The sequence below is a fragment of the Bacillus cereus group sp. Bce041 genome (genome assembly GCF_052646455.1).
On the sequence record NZ_JBQXON010000048.1, the window covers coordinates 1 to 952 of the forward strand.

Below are 952 nucleotides of genomic sequence, written 5' to 3' on the forward strand. Positions count from 1 at the left end.
AAAGAAATTATGGATGCCTTAGGAATTAGACATGTGGCTCAAATTAAAACTTGGATGAAATGGTATCGTGAAGGCGAAACCTATCGGTTTGAACAATCTATTGGAAGACAATCTGTACATGGAAAAGGCTTAAAAAGGTTAACAGAACTTGAACAAAAAGAATTAGAAATACGTTATTTAAAGGCAAAGATTATATTGCTGGAAAAGTGCCAAGAAATCTTAAGGAGGTGGGAGGAAAAGAAGAAATAATGAAAATGATAAAGGAATGGCAATCAATTTTTACAATTGCGGAACTGTGTTCCATATTTAATATTTCACGTGCTACTTATTATCGTTGGAAAAAGCAGGAGAAAACAGTAACTAACCATGAAGAAAAAACCGTAATAGAAATATGTCAACATCATAAATATCGGTATGGATATCGTCGGGTTACAGCTTGTCTACGTGATCAATTTAACATCGTAATGAATCATAAAAAAGTATTACGTATCATGAGAAAATACAACGTATTATCTCGGGTTAGAAAAAAGAAAAAGATATTTGTACTCGGTCATGAACCAGTGGTAGCTAAAAATAGAATACAACGGAGATTTAAAGCTACCAAGCCTAATGAAAAATGGTTCACTGATATCACATATTTGATGTTCGGCAATAAGACTCTTTATTTTTCATCTATTATAGATGGGTTTAACAATGAAATTGTAAGTTATAAAATAGCTGAGACACAGGATGTTTCTCTTGTATTAGATACTCTAAAAGAGGCTTTAAAAAAGCGAAATGTGATTGATACGATTTTACATTCGGATCAAGGAAAGGTGTATACATCAAAACAATTTCAAACATATGCCAAAGAAAAAGGCATTATCACAAGCATGTCTCGTACAGGAAACTGCCATGATAATGCCCTCATAGAATCCTTTCATTCTCATTTGAAATCCGAAGGATTCTATGC

At 32.9% G+C, this 952-nt stretch carries 1 protein-coding gene and 1 pseudogene; both read left to right on the top strand.

Annotation, left to right across the window (positions count from 1 at the left end; genetic code table 11):
* Positions 1–249 (top strand): annotated as a pseudogene (locus ACUN13_RS32150) (hypothetical protein); the annotation flags it as partial.
* A partial coding sequence (locus ACUN13_RS32155) for an IS3 family transposase (protein WP_445424200.1) occupies positions 249–952 on the top strand: 704 nt, incomplete at its 3' end. The pseudogene ACUN13_RS32150 and the gene ACUN13_RS32155, both read left to right, overlap by 1 nt.